18 protein-coding genes and 1 pseudogene are annotated in these 16807 nt (G+C 73.7%); 9 read left to right on the top strand and 10 right to left on the bottom strand.

The window, feature by feature from the left end:
* The first annotated feature begins 488 nt into the window (after positions 1–488).
* From ABZX11_RS34300 to ABZX11_RS34290, 3 genes are read left to right on the top strand one after another with little or no spacing between them, the layout of a single operon-like run.
* A complete protein-coding gene (locus tag ABZX11_RS34300) occupies positions 489–857 on the top strand; it encodes a roadblock/LC7 domain-containing protein (protein ID WP_176170308.1) in 369 nt (122 codons plus the stop codon).
* Positions 858–902: 45 nt separating this feature from the next.
* Entirely contained in the window at positions 903–1274 is a 372-nt protein-coding gene (locus tag ABZX11_RS34295) for a hypothetical protein (protein ID WP_176177699.1), read from the top strand.
* 6 nt (positions 1275–1280) lie between these two features.
* A complete protein-coding gene (locus tag ABZX11_RS34290; protein ID WP_354920984.1) occupies positions 1281–1949 on the top strand; it encodes a hypothetical protein in 669 nt (222 codons plus the stop codon).
* Positions 1950–1957: 8 nt separating this feature from the next.
* Here ABZX11_RS34290 and ABZX11_RS34285 read toward each other — a convergent pair whose 3' ends face one another.
* The gene (locus ABZX11_RS34285) at positions 1958–2170 is read right to left on the bottom strand and encodes a hypothetical protein (RefSeq protein ID WP_176170306.1); all 213 of its coding nucleotides are present in this window, start codon (positions 2168–2170) and stop codon (positions 1958–1960) included.
* 161 nt (positions 2171–2331) lie between these two features.
* On the opposite strand from ABZX11_RS34285, the gene ABZX11_RS34280 reads away from it, so the two are divergent.
* Positions 2332–2904 carry a copper resistance CopC family protein gene (locus ABZX11_RS34280; RefSeq protein ID WP_354920981.1) on the top strand — a complete coding sequence of 191 codons (573 nt, stop codon included), beginning with the start codon at positions 2332–2334 and terminating at the stop codon, positions 2902–2904.
* 2 nt (positions 2905–2906) lie between these two features.
* On the opposite strand, the gene ABZX11_RS34275 is transcribed toward ABZX11_RS34280, so the two are convergent.
* The 4 genes from ABZX11_RS34275 to ABZX11_RS34260 form a co-directional block, all read right to left on the bottom strand.
* Positions 2907–4259, bottom strand: coding sequence for a dipeptidase (locus tag ABZX11_RS34275; RefSeq protein WP_354920978.1), 1353 nt, complete (start codon positions 4257–4259; stop codon positions 2907–2909).
* On the bottom strand, positions 4256–4624 hold the full coding sequence (locus ABZX11_RS34270; RefSeq protein ID WP_354920975.1) for a hypothetical protein: 369 nt from the start codon (positions 4622–4624) through the stop codon (positions 4256–4258). The genes ABZX11_RS34275 and ABZX11_RS34270 overlap by 4 nt, the downstream gene beginning before the upstream one ends.
* Positions 4621–6093 carry an APC family permease gene (locus tag ABZX11_RS34265; RefSeq protein WP_354920972.1) on the bottom strand — a complete coding sequence of 491 codons (1473 nt, stop codon included), beginning with the start codon at positions 6091–6093 and terminating at the stop codon, positions 4621–4623. Before ABZX11_RS34265 ends, ABZX11_RS34270 begins: the two co-directional genes overlap by 4 nt.
* A 94-nt stretch (positions 6094–6187) precedes the next feature.
* Positions 6188–8002, bottom strand: a complete 1815-nt coding sequence (locus ABZX11_RS34260; protein ID WP_354920969.1) for a glycoside hydrolase family 15 protein — start codon at positions 8000–8002, stop codon at positions 6188–6190.
* A 137-nt stretch (positions 8003–8139) separates the two neighbouring features.
* Here ABZX11_RS34260 and ABZX11_RS34255 point away from each other — a divergent pair, with 137 nt between their 5' ends.
* Entirely contained in the window at positions 8140–9480 is a 1341-nt protein-coding gene (locus ABZX11_RS34255; RefSeq protein WP_354920966.1) for an MFS transporter, read from the top strand.
* Positions 9481–9561: 81 nt separating this feature from the next.
* Here ABZX11_RS34255 and ABZX11_RS34250 read toward each other — a convergent pair.
* A pseudogene (locus tag ABZX11_RS34250) lies at positions 9562–9804 on the bottom strand (ion channel); the annotation flags it as partial.
* Between ABZX11_RS34250 and ABZX11_RS34245 the strand changes: the two are divergent.
* A complete protein-coding gene (locus ABZX11_RS34245; protein ID WP_354920963.1) occupies positions 9749–9904 on the top strand; it encodes a hypothetical protein in 156 nt (51 codons plus the stop codon). The pseudogene ABZX11_RS34250 and the gene ABZX11_RS34245 sit on opposite strands and share 56 nt — an antisense overlap.
* Positions 9905–9977: 73 nt before the next feature.
* Here ABZX11_RS34245 and ABZX11_RS34240 read toward each other — a convergent pair whose 3' ends face one another.
* Both ABZX11_RS34240 and ABZX11_RS34235 read right to left on the bottom strand, forming a co-directional pair.
* Positions 9978–10382 (bottom strand): SHOCT domain-containing protein, encoded by a 405-nt coding sequence (locus ABZX11_RS34240; protein WP_354920960.1) that lies wholly within the window; start codon positions 10380–10382, stop codon positions 9978–9980.
* A 191-nt stretch (positions 10383–10573) separates the two neighbouring features.
* Positions 10574–13219 (bottom strand): LuxR C-terminal-related transcriptional regulator, encoded by a 2646-nt coding sequence (locus ABZX11_RS34235; protein WP_354920957.1) that lies wholly within the window; start codon positions 13217–13219, stop codon positions 10574–10576.
* Positions 13220–13422: 203 nt separating this feature from the next.
* Between ABZX11_RS34235 and ABZX11_RS34230 the strand changes: the two genes are divergently transcribed.
* The gene (locus ABZX11_RS34230) at positions 13423–13677 is read left to right on the top strand and encodes a hypothetical protein (RefSeq protein WP_354920954.1); all 255 of its coding nucleotides are present in this window, start codon (positions 13423–13425) and stop codon (positions 13675–13677) included.
* Complete coding sequence (locus ABZX11_RS34225) at positions 13674–13940, top strand: hypothetical protein (protein ID WP_354920951.1); 267 nt, start codon at positions 13674–13676, stop codon at positions 13938–13940. Before ABZX11_RS34230 ends, ABZX11_RS34225 begins: the two co-directional genes overlap by 4 nt.
* A gap of 5 nt (positions 13941–13945) precedes the next feature.
* On the opposite strand, the gene ABZX11_RS34220 is transcribed toward ABZX11_RS34225, so the two are convergent.
* Together ABZX11_RS34220 and ABZX11_RS34215 are read right to left on the bottom strand one after the other, a co-directional pair.
* The gene (locus ABZX11_RS34220) at positions 13946–15307 is read right to left on the bottom strand and encodes a DUF2252 domain-containing protein (protein WP_354920948.1); all 1362 of its coding nucleotides are present in this window, start codon (positions 15305–15307) and stop codon (positions 13946–13948) included.
* A 321-nt stretch (positions 15308–15628) separates the two neighbouring features.
* Positions 15629–16135: a DUF1269 domain-containing protein gene (locus tag ABZX11_RS34215; RefSeq protein ID WP_354920945.1), complete on the bottom strand. Its 507-nt coding sequence runs from the start codon at positions 16133–16135 to the stop codon at positions 15629–15631.
* A 194-nt stretch (positions 16136–16329) separates the two neighbouring features.
* Here ABZX11_RS34215 and ABZX11_RS34210 point away from each other — a divergent pair, with 194 nt between their 5' ends.
* Positions 16330–16791 (top strand): hypothetical protein, encoded by a 462-nt coding sequence (locus tag ABZX11_RS34210; protein WP_354920942.1) that lies wholly within the window; start codon positions 16330–16332, stop codon positions 16789–16791.
* Positions 16792–16807: the final 16 nt, after the last annotated feature.

The raw sequence follows: 16807 nt of genomic DNA, 5'->3' as shown, positions 1-16807 counted from the left end.
GGGTTGCCGGGCAGGGTGGGGGAACGGTCGACGGCCGGGCCGGCCGGTGAAGACCGCACCCTCGGAGAATTCGCGGTCCCACCGGCCGGGCCCCGTCGTGCAAGCCGCCGAACAGGCGACGCGGCTCGTGCTCGGGCTCGTGGCTCAGCGTGGCGGGTGGGCGGGGGACGTCGGCCGCCGCCGGCTCGTGGGGGAGGTGGCCCACGGGGCGGGCTGTCGTGCCGGCTGGTGCGTCGTCGCCTTTCCGGGGGTGTGCGCGGAAATGTCGAACATCGAAAACCCGCTGTTCGTGATCAATGGACATCGGTAACGCAATTTTGTTACGGGCGGAAATTTGGTTCACCCGATCGTGTGATGCTAAAAGTCGGGCTCGCGTGCTTGTTGGCGAAAAGTAATGGTGGCGGTAGGGTTCCTGGCCGGGGGTAGCAACCGAATGGTTGATTATCGCCACTCGCCTTCTGTGATTCCGGAGCAGAAAGAAAGAAGTCTTGGATTTCGAAGCGCTGGCCGGCGAGCTGCGGCACCTGCGGGAAACCGTTGCCGGGGTGACCGATACGGTGCTGGCCGCGGTGGACGGCATTCCGATCATCGCCGATGCCGCCGACGACATCGATCCGGCGAAGATCTCCGCGCTCGCCGCCGCTGATCTCGGGATCGCCCGGCAGGCCGCCGAAATCACCGGTAAAGGCACGCTGAACCAGACCGTCGTTTTCGGCAGCGAAGGCTACATGGCCGTCTACGCCATCGGGCGGCTGGCGCTGATGGTCGTGCTGGGGGACAAGGGCCTGAACGTCGGGCGCCTGTTGTTCGAATCCCGGCCGGTCATCGAGCGGATCGGCGCGATCCTGGCCGCGTAGCACGCCGGCCGACCTACCGTCACGAAAGGGAAAACACCCACGATGATGAACATCGATACGGCGCTCAAGGAAGCCATGTCCATCAGCGGCGCCGTCGGCGTCGCTCTGGTCGACTACGAAAGCGGCATGTCGCTCGGCACCAGCGGTGGTGGTGACTGGCTCGACCTGGAAGTCGCCGCGGCCGGGAACACCGAGGTCGTCCGGTCGAAACTGCGGGTGATGTCCTCGCTCGCGCTCAACGATTCCATCGAGGACATCCTGATCACGCTGCACCGCCAGTACCACCTGATCCGGCTGATGAACACGGTGAGCTCGCGGAATTCGCTGTTCCTCTACCTCGTGCTGGACCGCGACCGGGCGAACCTGGCGCTCGCCCGGCACTACCTCAAGCGCATCGAAGCGGACCTGCAGGTATAGCCGGGGATGACCGGAGGCGGCTCCCGCGCCGCACTCGTCATCGGCTCGGCGTTCGTGCACGACATCGGTTCCCTGTTCCCGGTGACGATGAACCTCGCCGGTGACGAGCTGGCGTTCACGTTCGTGTCATCCTGCCCGTCGCCCGACGCCGTCGAGGACTGGGTCGGGCGGCGGTCGGGCAGCGTCATGGCCGGCCGGGTGCCGCGGTTCTTCGTCGACGCCGGCGGGCGGCGGATCCGCGTCGAGCTGGCCGGCTCGGCGATCCGGGCCCTCGTCGTGCTCGCGGACGAGGTGACCGCCGCCCCGGCGACCGTCCCGCGGCTCGGCCGGTGGCAGGACCAGATGCCCTGCCGCGTGCGGGGCGCGATGGACGAGCTCGCGCGGATGCTGTCGCGCTGCCACCACCGCGCCGGCGGCGCCGCGCCGCTGATCGACCTCGAACTGGCCTACCGGCCGGACCGCGAGTACGAGATGCGCGTGGCCGGCGCCCACGAACGCGTGCGGGCCTACATCGCGCCCGTCCGCCCGGTGCTGGCCATGCGCTGGCGCTCGGCGACGTCGGCGCAGCGCAAGGCGTTCCTCTCCGAGGTCCCGGACGGCTCGCCGGCCCGCGGCTGGCTCCGGCGGCGCCGGACCACGCGGATCATGGGCATGGAGCTGGAGGTGGCGCCCTGACCTCAGGCTCAGGCCGGGGCCAGCAGCCGGTCGAGCACGCCGGCCTTGATGTCGGCGACCAGGACTTCCAGCTGCTCGACGCTCATCTCGACCTTCTGGCCGAAGTCGTCGGTGATGACGATCCGGCGCTCGGCCGGTGCGTCGTCGGCGACGTGGAGCTCCGGGCAGCCGCAGTTGCACTGCCCGCAGAACGTCGCGATGTGCCGCCAGGGTGCGCTCATGGCCGATCTCCTCTTCCGGTGGCTGCGTGGCTGCCGTCCACCGAGTAGTCGGCCGGGGACCGCCGCCGGTTCCCGGGTCGGCCGATCCGGTGACGCTCGCCGGCCGGGTGTCCTGCCAGACTGCTCCGGTACGACGGCCACCACCGGATCGAGGAACCCGTATGAAGATCGCCCGGTTGTTCGGAGCCTTCCTGCTCGCGCTGTCCGGCGTCCTGCTGGTGGCCGGGCCCGCGTCGGCCCACACCGAGCTCAAGTCGAGCTCGCCCGCCGAGGGCGCGAGCCTCGCCGCCCCGCCGCGCAAGGTCGAGCTCACCTTCGAAGAGCCGGTCACCCTGCAGCCGGACCCGATCTCGGTCACCGGGCCGGACGGGGCGAAGTGGTCCGTCGGCACGCCCACGGTCGTCGACGCGGTGATCACCGCCCCGGTGACCCCGTCCGGCCCGGCCGGCGCCTACACGCTCACCTACAAGGTCGTCTCCGACGACGGCGACAAGGTGACGGCCGCGGTGCACTTCACGCTCACCGCGCCGGTCTCCTCCAGCGCGGCGGCGACGTCGTCGGCGGCCGTGCCGACCGGCGCCCCTTCCATGACGCAGACCCAGACCCGGACGCCGGCTCCGGCGAGCGACGTCGCTGGTGGCGTCCCGGCCTGGGTGTGGATCCTCGTCGCCGTCGTGGTCGTGCTGGCCGCGGCCGTCGTCGCCCTGCGGCTGCTGCGCCGGCCCCGGCCGTAGCCTCACCCGGCCGGAGCGCCGTAGTTCCGCAGGAACAACGCCTCGGTGAGGGCCATGGCCGCGATCTCCCGCGGGTCCACGCTTTCGTTGGGCGCGTGGATGCGGGCCTGCGGTTCCTCGACGCCGATGAGCAGGATCTCGGCGTCGGGGTAGGTCTCGGCGAAGACCGTGCACAGCGGGATCGAGCCGCCCTGGCCGAGCAGGCTCACCGGCCGGCCGTACGCGGCCTGCATGGCGTCGTCCATCGCCCGGTGGGCCGGCCCGCCGGTGTCGGCGAGGAACGGCTCGCCGACCCCCTCGACCTCCACCGAGACGTCGACGCCCCAGGGAGCGGCGGCCATCAGGTGCTCGCTCAACGCGGACGCCGCCCGGTAGGGGTCGGTGCCCGGCGGGACACGCAGGTTCAGCCGGGCCCTCGCCCGCGGGGCGAGCGCCGCCGTGGAGCCGACGACCGGCGGGCAGTCGATGCCGAGCACCGTCACCGCCGGGCGCGCCCACAGCGTGTCCGCGACCTCGCCGCTGCCGAGCAGGACGGCGCCGGGGGACAGGCCGGCGTCGGCCCGGAACCGCGCCGCCGGGTACGGGGCACCGGGCCAGCGGCCGCCGGTGGGCAGGCCGTGGACGGTGGTGTCGCCCGCCTCGTCGCGCAGCGTGGCGAGCACCGTCACCAGCGCGGCGAGCGCGTCCGGGGCGGGGCCGCCGAACATGCCGGAGTGCAGCTCGGACGGCAGCGCGTCGACGTGGACGACGACGTCGGCCAGGCCGCGGAGGCTGACCGTCACCGCGGGGTGCCCGACGGCCGCGTTCCCGGTGTCGGCCACCACGATCGCGTCGGCGCGCAGCAGGTCGGCGTGCTCGGGGACGTACGCCTCCAGCCCGCCGGTGCCCTGCTCCTCGGACCCCTCGACGACCAGCTTGAGGTGCACCGGCACGTCGTTGCCGAGCGCCCGCAGCGCGGTGAGGTGCATCAGGATGTTGCCCTTGCAGTCGGCCGCGCCGCGGCCGTACCACCGGCCGTCCACTTCGGACAGCCGGAACGGCGGTGTCCGCCATTCGGCGTCCGCCAGCGGCGGCTGGACGTCGTAGTGCGCGTACAGCAGCACGGTCGGGGCGTCTTCCCGGCCGCACCGCCGGGTCCCGATGACCGACCGGCTGCCGTCCGGGGTGTCGGCCAGGTGGGTGTCGAACCCGGCTTCGGTGAACGCGCCTGCCACCCAGGCCGCGGCGCGGTGGCACTCCTCGGGCGGGAACTGCCGCGGGTCCGCGACCGACCGGATCGCCACCAGGTCCGCGAGTTCGGCGCGCGCCCGCGGCATCAGCGCGTCGATCCGCTTCCGGAGCTCCACCGCGCTCACCCGGCCTTCTCGGGGCAGTAGACCTCGACGACGAGCTGCTGCACGCGGGCCAGCGTCTCCGGGGGAAGCGCCGGCCGGGCCGCCGGGCTGTTCGCCCGCGCGAGCGCCGCCTCCGGGTCGGCGCAGATGGCCCCGCCGTCGGTGCCGAGCAACTGGACGAGCCGGTCGCGCGACGGCGACCACGCGCCCTCCTGGGCGAGCCGGACGGCGAGGTGGTCGGCCTTCGCCTCCGCCGTTTCGGTGGCCGCCCGCGCGGCCCGCGAGTGCAGGTACCCGGCGCCGAGCAGCCCGATCACCGCGATCCCCGCGGCGAAGTAGACCAGCACCCGCTGCGCCCGGGTCGACTGTTCGTCCACAGTGGTCACGATCGCTTCACCTCCGGCTGCCGCCACGACGGTTTGCGCAAGCGGTGGAACAGGAACGGCACCACGAGCCCGAGCCCGAGCGCGCCGCCCGCGACGATGGCCAGGTACACCCACGGGCTGCCCGAGCCGAACTGCGACGGCGGGACGAACCCGACCAGCAACGCGGCCAGCGAGGCGCAGAACCCGACGCCGCAGAGGCTGCGCAACAGCGGCGTGCGGAACCCGCGGGCGTGGCCGGGGAACGTGCGCCGCAGCCGGACCGCCGCGACGAACATCAGCAGGTACATGATCAGGTACACCTGGGTGGTGATCACCGAAAAGATCCAGTACGCGCTCGACACGTCCGGGATGAACGCGTAGAGCAGGGCGATCAGGGTCGTGAGCGCGCCCTGCGCGACGAGGATGTTCTGCTGCACGCCCCGCCCGTTGAGCCGCTGCAGGAACGGCGGCAGGTAGCCCTCCTGCCGGGCGATCAGCAGCAGCCCCTTCGACGGGCCCGCCAGCCAGGTGAGCATCCCGCCGAGGGAGGCCAGCACGAGCAGGACGCCGATCACCGGGGTCAGCCACTGGATGCCGAAGCCGGCGAAGACGGCGTCGAAGGCCTGCATCACCCCGGCCGTCAGCGAGAGCCGGTCGGCCGGGACCAGCCAGCTGATCGCCAGCGCCGGCAGGATGAAGATCACCAGCACCAGTGCCATCGCCAGGAACATCGCGCGGGGGAACTCCTTGCCCGGCTTGCGCAGGGAAGACACGTGCACCGCGTTCATCTCCATCCCCGAGTAGGACAGGAAGTTGTTGACGATCAGCACGAGGCCGGCCAGGCCGGCCCACGCCGGCAGCAGGTGGCTCGCCGACATCGGGGCCGCGGACGGGTGCCCCTGCCCGAGGAACACGAAGCCCAGGATCACCAGCAGCGCGCCGGGCAGCAGCGTGCCGAGCACGAGGCCGCCGCCGGCGAGCCCGGCCACGCCCTTCGTGCCGCGTGAGGAGACCCAGACGCCCGACCAGTAGGCGACGACGATCACCGCGGCCGTCCACCACCCGCTGCTCGCCAGGTCCGGGTCGAACACGTAGGCCAGCGTGCCGGCGACGTACCCGAGCAGGCTGGGGTAGTAGAAGATCGTCATCGCGAACTGGCACCAGACGGCCAGGAAGCCGGCCGGCTTGGAGATCCCGAGCGAGACCCAGTTGTAGACCCCGCCCGGCCAGCCGGACGCGAGCTCGGCCGAGACCAGCGAAGTCGGCAGCAGGAACACCAGCGCCGGGACGAGGTAGAGGAACACCGCCGCCAGGCCGTACCCGGCCATCGTCGGCGCGGGACGCAGGCTCGCGACCGACCCGGTGGTCATCAGCGCGAGCGCGACCCAGGAGATCCACGCGGCCGCGGGTGGCCGGGCGGGCCTGCTCCCCTCGGCGGGCGGCGGCCCCGCGGGTTCCGGTGACCGGCGCGGTCTGTTGGTGGTGGTCATGGCAGTCGGCCTCCAGGGCTCGCCTCGACGGGTGCCTCATCGTGTTCCGGGCGCCTCGCCGCCGGGTCACCCGCGGCGGGCGAGACCGGCTTCCTCAGCCGAGGGCGGTGTCGAGCGTGACCGCCGCGTCGATGAGCGAAAGGTGCGTGAACGCCTGCGGGAAGTTGCCCAGCTGCTCGCCGGTCGGGGCGATCTCCTCGGCGTACAGCCCGACGTGGTTGGCGTAGGTCAGCATCTTCTCGAACGCCGTGCGGGCCTCCTCGAGCCGTCCGGCGCGGGCCAGTGCGTCGACGTAGGCGAAGCTGCACAGCGAAAACGTGCCTTCGGAGCCGGCCAGGCCGTCCGGGGACGCGGCCGGGTCGTAGCGGTAGACCAGGCTGTCGGTCACCAGCTCGGCCTTGATCGCGTCGAGCGTCGAGAGCCACAGCGGGTCCTGGGGCGGCAGGAAACCGGTGCGGGGCATGCGGAGCAGGGCCGCGTCCAGCTCCTCGCCCGTGTCGTGCTGGACGAAGGCGTTGCGCGTCCGATGCCAGCCGCGGGCCAGGATCTGGCCGTGGATGCTGTCGCGCTGCCACGTCCAGTCCTCGACCGGTGCGGGCCTGCCGTGGGCGGTGGCCAGCCGGATGCCGCGGTCGAAGGCGACCCAGCTCATCAGGCGGCCGTAGGTGAAGCGTTTGCGGCCGCCGCGGGTCTCCCAGATGCCTTCCTCGGGCTGGTCCCAGTGCTCGCCGAGCCAGTCGAGCGCCGCGCGCAGGGCCTCCCACCCCTGGTGCGGGAGCTCGAACCCGGCGTGTTCGGCGGCGAAGACGCTGTCGAGGGCCTCGCCGTAGATGTCCAGCTGCAGCTGCCCGGCCGCGTCGTTGCCGATCCGGACCGGGCTCGACCCGCGGTAGCCCGACCAGTGCGCGAGGCTTTCCTCCCGCAGGTCCGCCGTGCCGTCCACGCGGTACAGCACGGCGAGCGGCCCGCTGCTCCCGTCGCCGCCTTCGCGGATGCGGTCGCCGAGCCAGCTGCCGAACCGGGCCGCCTCCTCGGGGAACCCCAGTGACAGCAACGCCGAAACCGAGAACGACGCGTCCCGCACCCACGTGTAGCGGTAGTCCCAGTTGCGCTCGCCGCCGAGCTGCTCGGGCAGCCCGAGGGTGGGCGCGGCGACCAGGCCGCCGGTGGGCGCGTAGGTCAGCAGCTTGAGGGTGATCGCCGAGCGGGCCACGATCTCCCGCCAGCGGCCGCGGTAGGTGGACCGGGCCAGCCAGGTGCGCCACCACTCCACAGTGGACCGGAACAGGGCCTCGAACTCGGCGACGCGGATCTCGCGCGGCGGTTCGGCGGCATCGGTCTCCAGCACGACCCCGCGGACCTGGCCCGCCGTCAGGGTGAGCGTCATGTGCACGTCCGCGCCTTCGACGCGCACTTCGGCCAGGTGCTCGTCGCCGGGCTCGCGGACCGCGTGCAGCGCCAGTGAAGTCTCGCGGGCGATGAACACGGCCCCGTTCGCCACGAGCATCGCCTGGTGCGGCCGCCGCCCGTAGTCGAACCGGGGCGCGACCACGACGTCGAACGTCATCCGGCCGCGGACGCAGCGCACGAGCCGGGCGATCCGGTGCCGGGTGGTGGCCCCGCCTTCGCACGGCGGCATGAAGTCGACCACCTCGCCGAGGCCGTCCGGGCCGGCGAACCGGGTGATCAGCACCGCGGTGTCCGGGTGGTACATCTGGGAGCTCGCGGTGGCGGCCGCCGGTCGGATCCGGAACCGGCCGCCGCGCTCGTCGTCGAGCAGGGCGCCGAAGACCGACGGCGAGTCGAAGCGCGGGGCGCAGAACCAGTCGATCGACCCGTCGGTCGTCACCAGCGCGGCGGTCTGCAGGTCACCGATCAGCCCGTGCTCGGCGATCGTGGTCTCGGTCATCGTTCCTCCAGGGGGCACCGGGATCTCTCGGTGCACCGTCGCCCGGGCGGGACGGTGCTGCCTCATCCCCGCGGGGTGAGGTGGCCCGGCCGCCGCGCACGCCACTGTGGGCGCCACCCGAACAGGAAGGCCCGCCGATGATCGTGCTGCCACTGGCCCTCGCCCAGTTCGTCGCGAGCTACGCGGCCACCACCATGACCGTGGCGGTCAGCGCCATCGCCGCCGATCTCGGCACCACCGTGATCGGGGTGCAGACGGCGATCACGGTGTTCACCCTGACGATGGCGTCGCTGATGGTGCCGGGCAGCAAGCTGAGCGACCTCCTCGGCCGCAAGCGCTGCTTCCTGGCCGGGCTGGGTGTCTACGGCGCCGGCGCGCTGCTCGCCTCGGCCGCGACCGGGCCGGGCCTGCTGATCGCCGGCTACTCGCTGCTCGAAGGCATCGGGTCGGCACTGATGATCCCGCCGATCTACATCCTGGTCACGGTGACCAGCCGCGACCTCACCGCCCGCGCGCGGGCCTTCGGCGTGGTCAGCGGCGCGGGCGCGCTGGGTGCCGCGGCCGGGCCGCTCCTCGGCGGCCTGGTGACGACGTGGCTCGGCTGGCGCGCGTCCTTCCTCCTGCAGGTGCTGCTGGTCGGCCTGATCGTCGTGCTGGCCCTGCGGATCGTCGAACCGCCGTCGCCGCCACGCGAGCGGCGGTTCGACGTCACCGGCGCGGTGCTTTCGGCGGCCGGGCTGTTCTTCGTCGTCTTCGGTGTGCTCCAGGCGGGCACCCACGGGTGGCTGGCGTCACCGGTGTGGCTGTTCGCCGGGATCGGCGCCGCCTTCCTGGTCGCGTTCTTCGCGCACGTCCGGGCGCGGGAGCGGCGGGGCCGCGAGCCGCTCGTGCCGTCGGGCCTCTTCCGCGACCGCGGCACCCGGCTCGGCCTGCTGACCCAGCACGTGCAGTGGCTGGTGCTGCAGGGGTCGTTCTTCGTGGTGGCGGTGTTCCTGCAGGAGGTCCGCGGATACGACGCCATCGAGACCGGGCTGATGCTGACCCCCGCGACGATCGGCATCCTGATCGCCTCGGCGGCCGCCGGCCGGATGGCACGCCGGCATCCGCAGCGTGGCCTCGTCCGCGCCGGCTTCGTCGTCACCGTCGCCGGTCTTCTCCTGGTGCTGCTGCTGGTCCGCGCCGATTCCGGGGTGGCGAGCGCGGTGCCCGGCCTGTTCCTGCTCGGCGCCGGCGTCGGGATCATGCTGACGGCCTCGGTGAACCTGGTGCAGTCCCGCTTCCCGGACGCCGCGCAGGGCGACATTTCGGGGGTGTCGCGCAGTGTGTCGAACCTCGGCTCGTCGGTGGGGACGGCGCTGGCCGGCTCCGTCCTGGCCGGCACGCCCCACCTCGGCGGGCGCTCCTTCGCGCTGGCTCTCGCGACGCTGGCCGTCGCCGCCGTGGCCGGGCTGGCCGCCGCCCTGCTGCTGCCCGAGTGAGCCGCCCCCGGTGGCCGAGCGCCGGACCGCGGTGACGATCACCCGCAGCACCACGCCCAGCACCACCAGGTCGCCGATCATCTGGAGGGTCACCAGCACCCGGGCGCCGGTGGCGACCGGGGCGATGTCCCCGAAGCCGACGGTGGTGAACACGGTGACCGCGAAGTACAGCGCGTCGGTCCGCGTCAGCGCGGTGCCGAACGAGCCCGCGCTGTCGTGGGCGAGCACGTAGTAGCCGTCGGAGAACAGCAGGAGGAACAGCGGGACGATGAGGGCCAGTGCCTGCACGCCCTGCCAGGCCGGGAACGGCGAGCGCAGGATCATCCGCACCTCGCCGGCGACGAGCAGCACCACGAGCGCGAGCCCGGCGGTGAACGCGACCGCCGTCCACGGCCGCAGGGCCTGGTCGACCGGCAGCAGGTAGTAGAGGCAGACCAGTGCGGTGACCGTGAGCAGCGGCCGGAGCACCGCGAGGTGGACGAACCGCCACCGGCGGGTCAACGCGCCAGTGCCTTCCGCTTGAGTGCCTGGTATTCCGCGTCGTCGATGACGCCCTCCTCCAGCAGCCGCCGGGCTTCGGCGATCTGCGCGGCGCCGCCGGTGTCCGATGTGGACACCGAGCGCACGTAGTCGTCGAACCGCCGCCGGGTGGCCGCTTCGCGCGCCCGCTGCCGATCGAGGATGTGCCTGCCCTGGGTGAGCAGGTAGAGCAGGATGCCGAAGAAGGGCAGCAGGATGAGCAGGACGGTCCAGCCCGCCTTGGCCCAGCCGGAGACGTCGTCGCGGCGGTAGAGGTCGCCGAAGGCCACGAACAGCAGCCAGAACCAGGCGATCCAGCAGAAGAAGACCAGCATGGTCCACATGAGGTCGAGGAACGGGTATTCCGCGCTCGCCAGGGTCATCGAAACTCCTCGTCCGGGGAATCGGGGCCGGGCACGTGCGGAACGTGCCCGGCCCAACTCGACCGGATCCCGGAGGTGCCCGCCTCACCCGCGGCGGGTGGGGCGAGCGCGGGCGGAGGCCGGCCCGCGCTTTCCCGGCCGCCGCGGGCGGTCCGCGCTGCTCCCACCCCGCGCAGCCCGGACCCGCCCGCTCACACCGAGAAGTCGGCGACCTCCGCGTCCAGCAGCCCCCGTTCCCGCGCGATCGCCACGGCCTCGCGCCTGCTGCGGACGTCCAGCTTCGTGTAGATCCCGCGGACGTGCGTCTTCACCGTGTTCGGCGAGACGGTCAGGTCCTGGGCGATCTCGTCGATCGACCGCTGCGTCGGCAGCAGGCGCAGGACGCTGCGCTCGCGTTCGGTCAGCGGCGCCGGCATCGGCGGCGTCCGCAACCGGCGCCGGACGGCGAGGATCTCGCCCGCGAACCGCTCGCCCGCGCCCAGTCCGCCGAGCCTGCTGGTCAGGAACGCGATCAGCTCCGGTGGACCGAACACGAACGGGAACCGGACGCCGGTGGGTTCGGCGGCGCGCAGGGCTTCGTCCAGCAACCGGGCCGCGCGGTCCGGAGCCCCGGACGCCAGCGCCGCCTGCACCCCGAGCAGTGCCGCTTCGATCGCCGCCCACCGTAGTTGCATCGGAGCTTCCTCGTCCGGCAACGAGCGCAGGAGCGAGCCCGCCGCGTGGTGGCGGCCGAGCCGCAGCTGGGTCCGGGCGCGCATCAGCAGCAGCTCACCCGAACCGGTGAGGATGGGGAGGGCCCAGCGGACCGTCTCCCTGGCCTGCCCCGCCGCACCCAGCCGGAGCGCCGCGCGCTGCTCCAGGACCGCGCACAGCGCCGCGTGCCCGGGCGGGCACGCCCGTCCCGTGCCGAGGCGGGTGCGGGCCCGGCGCATCCGCCGCAGGCCCGCGTGCCAGGCTCCCAGCTCGAACTCCGCCGCGCCGCGCAGGGTTTCGGCGAACAGCCGCAGCTCCCCGGCCGCCCGCGCGGGCGCGTCCCCGAGCAGCCGGCCGATCCGTTTCGCGTGCTTGAGGCAGTCCGCCGGTTCGCCGCGCAGCAAGGCGCCGTAGGCCAGCAGGGCCCCGGCCCTGGCGCCCTGGAGCGAGCGCGGGGGATCCAGGCGGGCGGCGGCCCGCCGGGCCAGCGTCTCGGTCGCCCGGTAGTCGCCGTCGTGGCAGGCCAGCTCGGCCAGCGTGGTGAGACACTGGGCGACGGTGAAGTCCTCGCGGGCCCGTTCGGCCGCGCCGAGGACCCGCAGCAGGGCTTCCCGGGCGGCCTCGCGCTCGTCACGGGCGATCAGCACCCCGGCGTGGTGCACGGTCGCGAGACCGGCCAGCCCGGAGTCACCGGACGGCTCCTCGCCCGCCGGTGCCGCCGGGGCCGCGGCGTGGTCGAGCTGGGCGAGCCACGCGTACATCAGCTGCCGCAGGACGAGCAGCTCCGGCGCCGGTCGCTCCGGCCACGACGCCTCCGCGCGGGCCAGCTGCAGGGCCGCCGCCGACGTCTCGGCCGCCTCCAGGCACAGCCCGGCCGAGATCAGCGCGGCCGGTGCTCCGGCCGGGATCCGGCGGTCCTCCAGCAGGGACAGCGCCAGCCGCAGGACCTGGTGCTCGCCCGCGAGGAACAGCGTCACGGCGTGCTCGCTCAGCAGCTCGCCGACCCGGCCGGGATGTCCCGACCGGACGCTGTGGAGCAACGCCGGCGCGGGCCGGTCCTGCCCGGCGAACCAGCGGGCCGCCTTCGCGTGCAGGGCCCGCGTCCGGTCCGGCGCGCGCCGCTGCAGCTCCGCGCGCAGGTAGGTGCGCAGCAACGGCAGCACGCGGTGGTTCGGCGGAGCACCCACGGACTCGACCACCTGGGTGGCCGGGCCGCCGAGCTCGCGCAGCGCCGCCTCGGCGTCCGCCCGGCCGGAGAGCACCGGCGCCAGCCCGGCCGGCACGTCGTCGCAGATGCTGATCGTCCGCAGCAGCTCCCGCTGCGCCGCGCTCAGCGCGGCGAGCACTTCGTCGGTCAAGTAGGCCAGCACGGCGCCGTCCCGGCCGGTGGCGAAGTCCCGCAGGCTGCCGTGCCGGGTCGCGGACGCCGTGGCGAGCCGCAACCCGGCCGGCCAGCCGCCGGTCCGGGCGACCAGCCCGGCGAGCTGGTCCCGCGGGATCGCCGGGCCGGCCGTGGCCAGCAGGACGGTCGCCTCTTCGGCGGTGAAGCGCAGCCGGGACGCACCGATCTCGACGAGCCGGTCGGCGAGCCGGGCCCGGCCGAGCGGCAGCGGCGGTTCCCGCCGGCTCGCGACCGCCAGGCACAGGCCCGCCGGCTGGTGGCGGACCAGCGACCGCAACCCCTGCCACGGACCGGGTGCGGTGATCTCCTGAGCGCTGTCGAGGACGAGCACGACCGGTTCGGGCAGCGTGTCGAGCGCGTCGGCGACCCGGGCCAGGAAGGCGAGGTCGGTGCTCGGTGCGGTGGGCACCGCCAGCCACCGCAGCGGGTTGTCCCGGGGGATCCGGCCGCAGCGGCCGAAGGCTTCGAGAACCGCGGACCAGAAGAGCCGGTCATCGTTGTCGTCGGCGTCGGCCGACAGCCAGGCGACCGTTTCGCCGTCCCGGTACCGGGCCCACTCGGCCAGCAGCACGGTCTTGCCGAACCCGGCCGGGGCGCCGACGAACACCAGGGCGGCTTCGCCCGCCTCGTCGAGGACGCCGAGCAGCCGCGGGCGCGACACGAAGTCCGCGGGCGGCCCGGGCACGGTGATCTTGGTCCTCGGTACCCGTCTTCGCACTCCGACGTCGTGGCACTGCCGCATGTCGGTTCCTCCTTCGCGATCGGTTGCGGATAATTCCTCGCGGATCCTGTCACGCAATTGGGCAGGCTCACCCGCTGCGGGCGAAGAGAACAACGGCGAGCGGCACAATGGTGTGCCGGGTGAAAAATCGTGGAGATGCCCCGGGGAAACGTCCGCGGCGATTCGCCGTTTCCCAGTTCTGCTGGCTCGGGCCGGGTGAGGTCGTGGTCCTCGACGTGGTGCGGACCGGCCGGATCAGCGCCGGTTCGGTGCTGCTCGGGCTGGCCGTCGCCCTGTCCGCCTGCATCCCGGTGACCGAGCTGCGCACCGGCGTCCGCGCCGGTGCCGACCTGGTCGCCCGGCTGATCTTCCTGCCGGCCCGCGGCTGGTCGGCGGCGGTGATCCTGCTGGACGCGGCGATCGTCGCCCGCGCGTGGTTCTCGGCGGGCCGCCCCCGCCGCGACCGGGGTGCCCGGTGAGCGGGACGGGCCTCCTCGGTCTCGCCGCGGGCGCCAATTACGTCTTCCGGGGCGCGGGTGCCATTCCGGAACGGGCCGCCGAAGGCGTCGAGGATTTCCGTGGCGTGCTCGTGGTGCCGGTGCCGCCGGAAACAATAGTTTTCGGGACCGTCGCCGATCCGGGAAGCCTTCCGGTGATCCTGCGGCGGCTCGAGGCGCTCGGAATGCACGTGCAATCGGTGCACCGGGTGCGGGAGCTGCCGGTGGTGCAGCGCGCGGGCTGATCCGCTCACGACGCGGCGGTCGCCGTGACGTGCCCGGCGCGGATCGCCTGCCGCAGCGCGGCGTGGTCGCGTTCGTTCTGGTCGGCGCAGGCCGTCGCGAACTGACGGACGGCTTCGGCGAACGCCGGGCCGGAGCCCAGGTAGGCGGCGATGGCGAGGGCATCCCCGGTGCGGGCGTGCGCCCGGGCCAGCGTCCACCCGCACAGCCGCGCGTGCGCGCGCAGCACGTCCGGGCCCATCGTGGTGACGTCGGCGGCGGGCTGCTCGTCCCGCAGCCGGCGGACGTGGAAGTCGGCGGTCCGGCCGTCGAGCCCGGCGCGGGCCCAGCCGAGGAAGACGTCGCCGGTGGCCTGGATCCGCCGCTGGCCGGTGACCACCCGCCGGGCCGGGCCGCCCGCCACGGTGGTGCCGGTGTACTCCTGCAGCACCGACGGCCGGGCCTCCTGCAACTGCAGGAACAGCGGGTCCCCGGTGCCGGTGCGGACGAGCAGCACCACCCACGACCGCGTGCCGACGTCACCCGGCCCGGTCACCGTGCGGGCCGCGTCGGCGAGCCGGTAGCGGTCCAGCAGCGCCCGCCGCGCGGGACCGAGCGTGCGCCGGTAGTGCGTCAGCACGACGCCGAGGCGGTCGGTCAGCGTCGCCGGGTCGCCGTCACCGGCCAGGCGGCCCGCCGGGACGACGGACGGCGGCCGCTCGGCCAGCCGCAGGTGCCCGTCGCGGATCTCGGTGAACCGCCGGACGCCGGCGGCGCGCCCGTTCCGGGGGCCGAGCCGGTGGGCCGCGACGGTCCGCAGCGTCCGGGCGTCGGCCGGGGCGAAGAAGATGTCGAGCGCGGTGCGGCGCGCGAAGTCGTGCATGGCCAGGCGGTAGGCCTCGACCGCGGCGAGCACGGTGCGCCGTCGCACCGCCGCGGCGTGGCCGTTCTCCCGGCCGGTGACCTCGAAGCTCGCGGCCAGCCGCTTGACGTCCCATTCCCACGGCGCGGGCAGGGTCTCCCCGAAGTCGGCGAAGTCGAACACCAGCCGGCGGCCCTGCGCGGTGAACAGGCCGAAATTGGCGAGCTGGGCGTCCCCGCACGCCTGGACGCCGAACCCGGTCCGCGGGGTCAGGGCGAGGTCGGCCGCGGCCGGGAGCGCGGCCCCGCGGAAGTAGGCCAGCGGCGAGGCCGCCATCCGGCCGTAGCGCAGCGGCCGCAGTTCCGGGACCCGGTCGCGGTCCTGGCGGCCCAGCAGGGTCAGGGGATCGGCGCGCCGGACCGGGCTCGGGAATGCGGCGTGCGCCTCCGCCGGGACGGCGGTGCGTGCGGTGCGGGCCTTGGCGATCCGCACGTCGGGGGCCGCGGTCTCGTTTTCGGTGAGAGTCATGGGACGGATCGTCGGCCCGCGCGACCGGTCGCGGCGTCGCCCGCCGGGGGTGAAGCGGGGAGTCATCCACCACGGGTGACGACCTGCGGCGGCGCGGGCCCCAGGGTGAGCCGTGGAGGTGCGGTGATGACGAAGCGGACGCCGGGCCGCCGGCGGGTGCGCCACGGGGATCTCCCCGCCCGGCCGGCGCCGCGCTTGGCCATCCCGTCCGGCCGGCCCCGGCGGCGCTCTCGGGGGAGCGCGCGGGGCGGGTGAACCTCCCACGGGGACCGCGGCGGCGCTCGGGGGCGTCGCCGCGGTCCTGCCCGTGGCTCGCCGGGGTTACCGCGGCTGCGGCTGCGGCGCCTCACTGAAGGCCTCGCGCAGCCGGGCCTCTTCGACGTCCGACAGGTTGGTGCTCAGCAGCGTGGCGCCGGTTTCCTTGAACGGCTCCACCACCCGGTCCAGCACGGTGTCCTCGGACATCACGAACAGCGCGGACGTTCCCGGCGTCACCTGGGACCGGACGGTGTCGATGAACTCCGTGTCGATCCCGACGTGGCTCAGCGACCCGGTCAGCGCGCCGATCGCCGCGCCGACGGCCATGCCCAGCAACGGCACCAGGAAGATCAGGCCGAACAGCAGGCCCCAGAAGCCCCCGCCCAGCGCGCCGGCGCCGGTCAGGTTGCCGAGGTCCTTGGTCTTCGGCTTCTTCCGGCCTTCGGGCCACGACACGTATGCCGCATCGGCGATCGAGATCAACTGCTGCTTCTGCAGCTGCCGGAGCAGATCCAGCGCGTTTTCGGCACCTTCGACGGTCGGGAACCGCCAAACGGTCAACGTGGACACGACATCCTCCTCGGTTCGCGGATCGGTGTTCGTGCCGAACGGTTCCCCGGGTGCGGGCGGGCGGCATCGCCCACGCCGTGTGAGCCCGCGGCCGGGGCGGCTGATCTCACCTGGGTCGGGCGAGGACCGGTGAACCGGCAACCGACCATGATCGCCCGGGTCCGCAGCCCACCCGAGGAACGAGGAGACCGACCATGACCGAACCCATGCAGCCCCGGGCCGGAACGACCGGCGCACGGGCGCCGCTGCCCCCGGACCGGGCCGTCGCGCGGTCGCGGCGGGTCGGCTGGATCTGGTTCGCCGGGGCGATCACCGTCCTGGCCGGACTGTTCAACGTGGTCGAAGGCGCGGTCGCGCTGTTCGACCGGGACTACTACGTGGTCGGCCCGTCCGGCCTGCTCGTCTTCTCGCTGGCCGGCTGGGGCTGGCTCCACCTGATCGTCGGGCTGCTCGTCGTGGTGACCGGCATCGCGCTGTTCACCGGCGCGCAGTGGGCGCGGGTCGTCACGGTCGCGCTCGCCGGGTTCAACGCGCTGGCGCAGCTGGCTTTCCTGTCCGCGTATCCGTTCTGGGGCCTGATCGTGATCGCGCTCGACGTCCTGGTGATCTGGGCCGTCATCGTGCACGGCGACGAATCGACCTACGAAATCTGGTGACCCCGGCGTCCCGGCC

This window comes from Amycolatopsis sp. NPDC004169 (assembly GCF_040610315.1).
Taxonomy (GTDB): domain Bacteria; phylum Actinomycetota; class Actinomycetes; order Mycobacteriales; family Pseudonocardiaceae; genus Amycolatopsis.
This window is presented reverse-complemented; position numbering and strand designations above follow the sequence as displayed.

Bases quoted from the DNA above. Each gene is read 5' to 3' on its own strand.
- ABZX11_RS34295 (WP_176177699.1), top strand. From the start codon at position 903: ATGAACATCGATACGGCGCTCAAGGAAGCCATGTCCATCAGCGGCGCC.
- ABZX11_RS34290 (WP_354920984.1), top strand. From the start codon at position 1,281: ATGACCGGAGGCGGCTCCCGCGCCGCACTCGTCATCGGCTCGGCGTTC.
- ABZX11_RS34285 (WP_176170306.1), bottom strand. From the start codon at position 2,170: ATGAGCGCACCCTGGCGGCACATCGCGACGTTCTGCGGGCAGTGCAAC.
- ABZX11_RS34280 (WP_354920981.1), top strand. From the start codon at position 2,332: ATGAAGATCGCCCGGTTGTTCGGAGCCTTCCTGCTCGCGCTGTCCGGC.
- ABZX11_RS34265 (WP_354920972.1), bottom strand. From the start codon at position 6,093: ATGACCACCACCAACAGACCGCGCCGGTCACCGGAACCCGCGGGGCCG.
- ABZX11_RS34260 (WP_354920969.1), bottom strand. From the start codon at position 8,002: ATGACCGAGACCACGATCGCCGAGCACGGGCTGATCGGTGACCTGCAG.
- ABZX11_RS34255 (WP_354920966.1), top strand. From the start codon at position 8,140: ATGATCGTGCTGCCACTGGCCCTCGCCCAGTTCGTCGCGAGCTACGCG.
- ABZX11_RS34245 (WP_354920963.1), top strand. From the start codon at position 9,749: ATGAGGGCCAGTGCCTGCACGCCCTGCCAGGCCGGGAACGGCGAGCGC.
- ABZX11_RS34240 (WP_354920960.1), bottom strand. From the start codon at position 10,382: ATGACCCTGGCGAGCGCGGAATACCCGTTCCTCGACCTCATGTGGACC.
- ABZX11_RS34235 (WP_354920957.1), bottom strand. From the start codon at position 13,219: ATGCGGCAGTGCCACGACGTCGGAGTGCGAAGACGGGTACCGAGGACC.
- ABZX11_RS34220 (WP_354920948.1), bottom strand. From the start codon at position 15,307: ATGACTCTCACCGAAAACGAGACCGCGGCCCCCGACGTGCGGATCGCC.
- ABZX11_RS34210 (WP_354920942.1), top strand. From the start codon at position 16,330: ATGACCGAACCCATGCAGCCCCGGGCCGGAACGACCGGCGCACGGGCG.